Genomic DNA, 6,748 nt, shown 5'->3' on the forward strand with positions numbered 1-6,748 from the left:
GGGGAAGAACTTCATGAGGTGACACCATTTTTAAGGCTTTTTTAAGCTCCTTTTCAAATAACCTTCGACTAAAACTAACTTTTTTAAGAATGGTTTTAAAATATTCCAGCATAAGAGTAATATATTATTTTGTTAGAAAAGGACCTGCTTTTTGAACAACAGGCAGGTAAGGCATGACTAAAAAATTATTCGTATAAATTAAAAAAAAGTTGCCTAAAAAAAAACAGTTTAATATAATTTTGGGGTAATTTTATTTATATATAGCGCGGTTTTTAAATTATGAATAGACAGTCCTTAAAATCATTATTTTTAACCCTACTGGTTTGCTTCTGTGGAATTTCTCCTTTATGGGCTCAACAGATTCGAATTGAATTGGGACCGGATGAAATTGCCCTAAATCAAGCTTTTCCTATTACCATTACCGTGGAAAATGGAAAACTAGAAAGTTATGAGGGTTTCCCTGATATTCCAGGATTTGTGAAGATAGGCACTAGTTCCTCCTCTTCTACAAACTTTATTAACGGGCAAATGTCTTCAAGTGTTAGCATTACCCAAAATTATCAAGCCAAAGGGGAGGGAACATTTGAACTATCACCTTTTAGTATGACCATAAATGGTAAACAACATCAATCTCCTGGGAAAAACATTAAGGTTGGCCCTGCAGTTCAAAGACGACAACAATTTGATCCTTTTAGCAGTGATCCTTTTCAGGACTTTTTTAATCGTGGTCAGGGACAACCTCAAGAGTTTGTGGATGTAAAAGATGATGCATTTTTTGCTGTAACTTCCAATAAAAAGAATGTTTATCTAGGTGAAGGATTTACGGTAAATGTGGCTTTTTACGTTTCTGAAAACAACCGCGCTGATCTTGAATTTTATAATGTGGGCGAACAACTAACGGGAATTCTAAAGAAAATAAGGCCAATTAACTGCTGGGAGGAAAATTATAACATAGATAAAATCGCTGGAGTTCCTGTCCAAATTAAAGGAAAAAACTACAAAAAGTACAGCATTTACGAAGGTACTTTTTATCCTTTAAATCTGGAAGATATTCATATCCCTTCGGTAGAATTAGAACTATTAAAATATAAATTGGCAAAACAACGTTCCTTCTTTGGCAGAAATCGCCAGGAAGGGTATAAAACCTACCATTCCAAACCTATCACTATAAAGGTCAAAGACCTTCCTCCTCACCCCTTAAAAGATATGGTAGCAGTAGGAGATTACAGACTAAGGGAATCAATTAATAATAAGGAATTAAAGACTGGGGAAAGCTTTAATTATAGCTTTAAGATAAGAGGAGAAGGCAATATTTCTTCTATAAATAATCCCTCTGTGATGAGGGGTAAGAATTTTGATTTTTATGACCCTGATGTATCCCAGCAAATAAATCGTTCAAACGGAAGGGTTAGGGGAACCAAAACTTATAACTATTTCGGTATCCCTAAAGAGCCAGGAGAATATAAACTTAAGGATTATTTTAAATGGATTTATTTCAACCCTAAAACTGCCACTTATGACACTTTAAGACCTAAAACCATTGTAAATGTAATGGGAGAAAGTAAAATTAATGAAGCAATAATGGCTAGTGATATGGGCTCATTTTATGAACTAGCAGATATTGAAAGTAATTCGTTTAGCAGTATAGTTTCCCAAGAGTATATAAGAATTTTTGCTAATATATTTATTTTAATTATGTTAGCGGCTTCAATAATTATTTTAATAAAGAAATAATAATCAATAGAAAGGTGCAAGAAGGGAAGCTTTTCCAATTATTTCAAAAGGATTCAAATCGTTCCTTCTTTCTGAGTTAATTAAAATCAATCACTGGTAAAGGTATTGACATTTTTAAAAGAGTATTTTTCTAATTTTCTAAAACCTTTCTGATTTTTTTCAAACTCTTAAGCACTTTTAAAATTATAAAGTAAGTTTTCACTCATTTTATTGTTTTTATATTTGGCGGATGGCAAGTAGTTACGGAAAAATATTTAAGATCAGTACTTTTGGTGAATCTCATGGTAAGGCAATTGGAGTGATATTAGAGGGTTGCCCCGCTGGGCTTGAAATTGATGAAACCTTCATCCAAAAAGAACTAGATAGAAGAAAGCCGGGACAGTCCAAAATCACCACCCAACGTAAAGAGGATGATACCTTTGAGATAATGTCCGGTGTTTTTGAGGGCAAGGCTACAGGAACCCCAATCTGTATCGTCATCCGAAATAAGGATCAGAAAAGTAAAGATTATTCACACATTGCCACCACGTTTCGACCCTCCCATGCAGACTTCACCTACCAATCAAAATATGGAATAAGAGACTACCGTGGTGGAGGACGAAGTTCAGCCAGAGAAACTGCAGCGAGAGTTGCTGCCGGGGCAATTGCCAAGTTGTTTTTAAAACAAAAGGGCATTAGTGTACAAGCTTATGTCTCTCAGGCAGGGCCCATTAAATTAAACAAAACTTATCAACAGCTTGATCTGAAACAGACAGAAAGCAACATTGTCCGTTGTCCTGATGAGGAAACCGCCGAAAAAATGGAGGCTTTTATTGATCAAACCCGAAAAAAACGAGATACAGTAGGTGGTGTAGTGAGTGCGGTCATTCAAGGAGTGCCTGTTGGACTGGGAGAACCCGTATTTGACCGCTTAAATGCAGAATTAGGAAAAGCCATGTTAAGCATCAATGCCGCTAAGGGATTTGAATATGGCAGTGGTTTTGAAGGAGTTAGCCTATATGGCTCCGAACATAATGATATTTTTTCAACTCAAGAAGGAAAAATTCACACAAAAACCAATTATTCAGGGGGAATACAGGGAGGAATCTCTAATGGAGAGGATATTTATTTTAGAGTTGCTTTTAAACCCGTGGCCACCATTATGAAAGATCAGCCCAGTATAGATCAGCAAGGAAATGAAGTGACTGTTTCCGGGAAAGGAAGACACGACCCATGTGTAGTTCCACGTGCTGTTCCAATAGTTGAGGCCATGGCGGCATTGGTTATTGCCGATTTTTATTTTCTTGATCAATCCACAAAACTTTAAACCATGTTAAATAACACTACAAAAAAGAAAAGAATACCGCTTCATGTCAAAATTCTCATTGGCCTCCTTTTGGGTTTAATTTATGGCCTTGTCGGTCCTTCAATTGGTATTCCTTTAAGTTTTACCATGGATTATATAAAACCGATAGGAACAATCTTTGTCAACGGATTGAAAATGATTGCCATGCCATTGGTTTTATCTTCTCTAATTGTTGGAGTGGCTAATTTAGGGGATGTTTCCAAGCTTTCCCGTATGGGGGGCAAAACGATTGCTTTATATCTCTGCACAACAGTTATAGCGATTTCCATTGGACTTATTGTAGTAAACCTTCTTAACCCGGGAAATGCCTTACCTGAAGATACTCGAACCGAGTTAATGGAACAGTTTGCGGAGAATGTACAGAAAACTTCTTCTACTGTTGCATCTATAAAAGAAGAAAGCCCTTTGAAACCCATTGTTGACATGGTACCAAGTAATATAGTTTTGGCGGCAGGAAATAATGGTGCTATGTTGCAGGTGGTGTTCTTCGCCATTATCATGGGAATAGCTCTTTTAAAGGTTTCAGAGAAGAAAGCACGTCCGGTAATTGGTTTTTTTGAAGGAATCAATGAAGTTACCATTCAAATAGTAGAATTTATAATGATCCTTGCTCCTTATGGAGTTTTTGCCTTAATAGCTTCTTTAAATGCTGACTTAGATTTATTAGTGGCACTCGGAAAATATTCCCTGACGGTTCTTATTGGACTGGCTGCCATGGTGTTTATAGTGTATCCCCTTTTATTTAAGCTTTTCACAAAAATCAAGTATGTTTCCTTCTTCAAAGGAATCCGCCCTGCTCAATTACTTGCATTCAGCACCAGTTCAAGTTCAGCAACCTTACCAGTAACTATGGACCGTTGTGAGAAACATTTGGGAGTTTCCGAAGAGGTCAGCAGTTTTGTTCTACCTTTAGGGGCCACCATAAACATGGATGGAACCAGCTTGTATCAGGGAATTGCAGCTGTATTCATTGCCCAGGCCTTAGGAATGGATCTTAATTTAGGACAGCAATTAACTATTGTTCTTACAGCAACCTTAGCCTCTATTGGAACGGCGGGAGTACCGGGAGCGGGAATAGTGATGTTATTAATTATTTTGCAATCGATTGGGGTGCCGGCGGCCGGAGTAGCACTTATCATGGGACCAGACCGAATTTTGGATATGTGCCGAACTATGGTAAATGTTACAGGTGATGCCACAGTTGCTACTATTGTTGCCTCCTCAGAAGGTGAGCTCAAAGAAGGGATTGAAGAAACCGAGCAATTAGTAAGCTAAATAAGAAATTCAGTCATAAAAAAAGGAGTGATTCTAATTGTGAATCACTCCTTTTTTACTCTTATCCCTTCCTGCTTGACTTTTATTTTTTAATAAAACGAAGACTAACTTTTTTATCTTTTACAAACAGGAGGGCGTGATATAATCCCGCACTCAACCCACTAACATCCAAATGGATTTCTTCCTCTTTGACTAAATGTTTTTTTACTGGACGTCCATTAATATCGTAAATGACCAAACTCCAATCATGAGCCTTAGGCCAAACTAACATTAGGTTATCTTCGGTGGGATTAGGATATAGGCTAATATTAATATTTTCCTTAATTTCGTCTTCCGTTCCGGTAACCACCAGAACCTCAAAGGTCTGTGAAACAACTTCAGTTGGCAGGTAGTTAATATTTCCATTTTGAGTGGCAGTTACTGTAATAGTACCTTCCCCTTGAATCAATATAACATTTTCCACTACTTTTCCAGGACTATCTTCTGATAAGGAATAGCTTACCTTTAAGTTGGAAGTAGCGGTGGCTCCCATTTCTATCCTTCCATTTCTTATTTCTTCTTCAGTAATGGTAGGAAAAGAAAGGGTTTGTTCTGCCTTTTCAATAGTTAGTGTTCCTTCCTCCAAATTGAATTTGTAATTATCATCCGACCCTCCGGACAAAAATACCGGATAAACTCCTGCATAAGAAGTATCAACGGCATCTGTGTGGGCTGATGGCAAGCTGTTTAACACAGAGAGGTCCTCATTATTTACCAAACCAGTATATTGAATTTCTAAATCCGGATTAGGTTCCCCATAGGTTTTTATTTCGGTAACTGTAGCATTTAAAATCGCCTTCTCCACCACCATTTTACCATCAATCAATTCGAAGGCATAATTATTATCTTCCCCTCCGGAAAGGATAATAGGATAAGTCGCAACATTAGAGGTAGCGGAAGCTGGAGTGCTAACAGTGGGATGGGAATCTAGGACAGTAGAATTTTCAAGATTCTTGAAGCCATCATATTGTATGGTAAAATTGGGGTTTTCACTCCCATAAGGTCTGATTTCATCATAAGCTTTTGCGGTTAATATGGCTTTAAGTACGGTTAATACTCCATCGATATATTCAAAATCATAATTATTATCCTCTCCTCCGGATAAGGTGATGGGATACTCTCCTGCATCTGACTCCTTTGTTGCCTCCGTGCTGATTGTTGGCTCTGTATCTAACACAGTAGAATCCTGTTCATTTTTAAAGCCCTCGTAATAATACCTTAGCTCAGGATTTTCTTCTCCGTAGTATCTACTTGTATCTTGTGCTATGACCTTCAATATTGCTTTCTCTATCGTCAAAGTGCCCTCTACATAAGTAAATGAATAATTGTTGTCTTCTCCTCCCTCCAAAGTAATGGGGTAAGTACCTACATCTGATTCGACGGTAGCCTCCGTACTTATCGTGGGTTCGGTATCCAATACTGTAGAATCTTCCTCATTTTTAAACCCTTCATAATAGTAAGTAAGTTCTGGGTTTTCATCTCCATAGGGTCTTGTTTTATCTTCAGCTGTAACAGTTAATTCAGCCTTTTCTATAGTTAATGTCCCGTTTTCAAGGATAATATTATAATTGTCATCACTTCCACCAGATAATGTAATTTCATATTCTCCTACATCAGATTCTTTTGTGGCCTCGGTTTCTATAGTTGGTTTTTCATCTAGGTCCTCCTCCGTATCCTCATAGGCAAATCCGGTGTAGGTGATGGTCAATTCAGGGTTTTCGTCACCATAGGGCCTTGTGATATCATCTGCCTTGGCAGTGAGGTCTGCTTTTTTAATGATTAATTCTTGCTCATCTGTCAGTCCTTCCTCATTTTCGGCTGTAATCATTACGGTATCTGCTTTATGAATAGTGACCGTAATTCCGTCAATTGAGGCAATAGTAGTGTCCGAACTAGTGAACTCTACAGCGCTAGTTGAGGAATAATCCAAATCAAAAGGTGGATCCCCATAGGTCTTTTCCTCTATGGGGTTGAGGACCAAGCTAGGGCTTTGAGCTTGAGAAAAATTTAATCCAAAAATCAATAATGGGAACAGAATAAGGGATATTCTCTTAAACATAAGGCATCGAAGGGTTTAATTCGAATTAAGAATGGAATAAATAGAATGGGGTTTATAAGACAATAAATTTGAGAAAGTTCTGAGCAGGAAATGTGGAAACACTCAGTTCATATTTAAAACAGCCTTCCCTTAAGTAAATTACATTTTTGAATTCTCTAGAGAAGTGCAGGTTTTTAAAAGAAATTTGAAGAAGATCGAAAATTTTTAGGCTTTTTCTAAGAAAGGAAAATCAATTTAAGGGGATCATCTTTTCAAATACTTATTTAAATATCAGAGAATTAGAAATAAAACACAAT

The 6,748-nt window shown here is 37.2% G+C and carries 4 protein-coding genes; 3 read left to right on the forward strand and 1 reads right to left on the reverse strand.

Annotated features, from left to right (window positions below):
* Positions 1-279 precede the first annotated feature (279 nt).
* From E1171_RS10850 to E1171_RS10860, 3 genes are all read left to right on the forward strand, one after another.
* Positions 280-1,734, forward strand: coding sequence for a BatD family protein (locus E1171_RS10850; protein WP_155206029.1), 1,455 nt, complete (start codon positions 280-282; stop codon positions 1,732-1,734).
* A gap of 229 nt (positions 1,735-1,963) precedes the next feature.
* The gene (aroC, locus tag E1171_RS10855) at positions 1,964-3,040 is read left to right on the forward strand and encodes a chorismate synthase (protein WP_155206030.1); all 1,077 of its coding nucleotides are present in this window, start codon (positions 1,964-1,966) and stop codon (positions 3,038-3,040) included.
* Between the two features lie 3 nt (positions 3,041-3,043).
* Positions 3,044-4,354, forward strand: a complete 1,311-nt coding sequence (locus E1171_RS10860; protein WP_155206031.1) for a dicarboxylate/amino acid:cation symporter — start codon at positions 3,044-3,046, stop codon at positions 4,352-4,354.
* Between the two features lie 82 nt (positions 4,355-4,436).
* On the opposite strand, the gene E1171_RS10865 is transcribed toward E1171_RS10860, so the two are convergent.
* Positions 4,437-6,452, reverse strand: coding sequence for an MBG domain-containing protein (locus E1171_RS10865; protein ID WP_155206032.1), 2,016 nt, complete (start codon positions 6,450-6,452; stop codon positions 4,437-4,439).
* Between the last annotated feature and the right edge of the window lie 296 nt (positions 6,453-6,748).

It is taken from the genome of Xanthovirga aplysinae (assembly GCF_009711365.1).
Lineage (GTDB): Bacteria > Bacteroidota > Bacteroidia > Cytophagales > Cyclobacteriaceae > Xanthovirga > Xanthovirga aplysinae.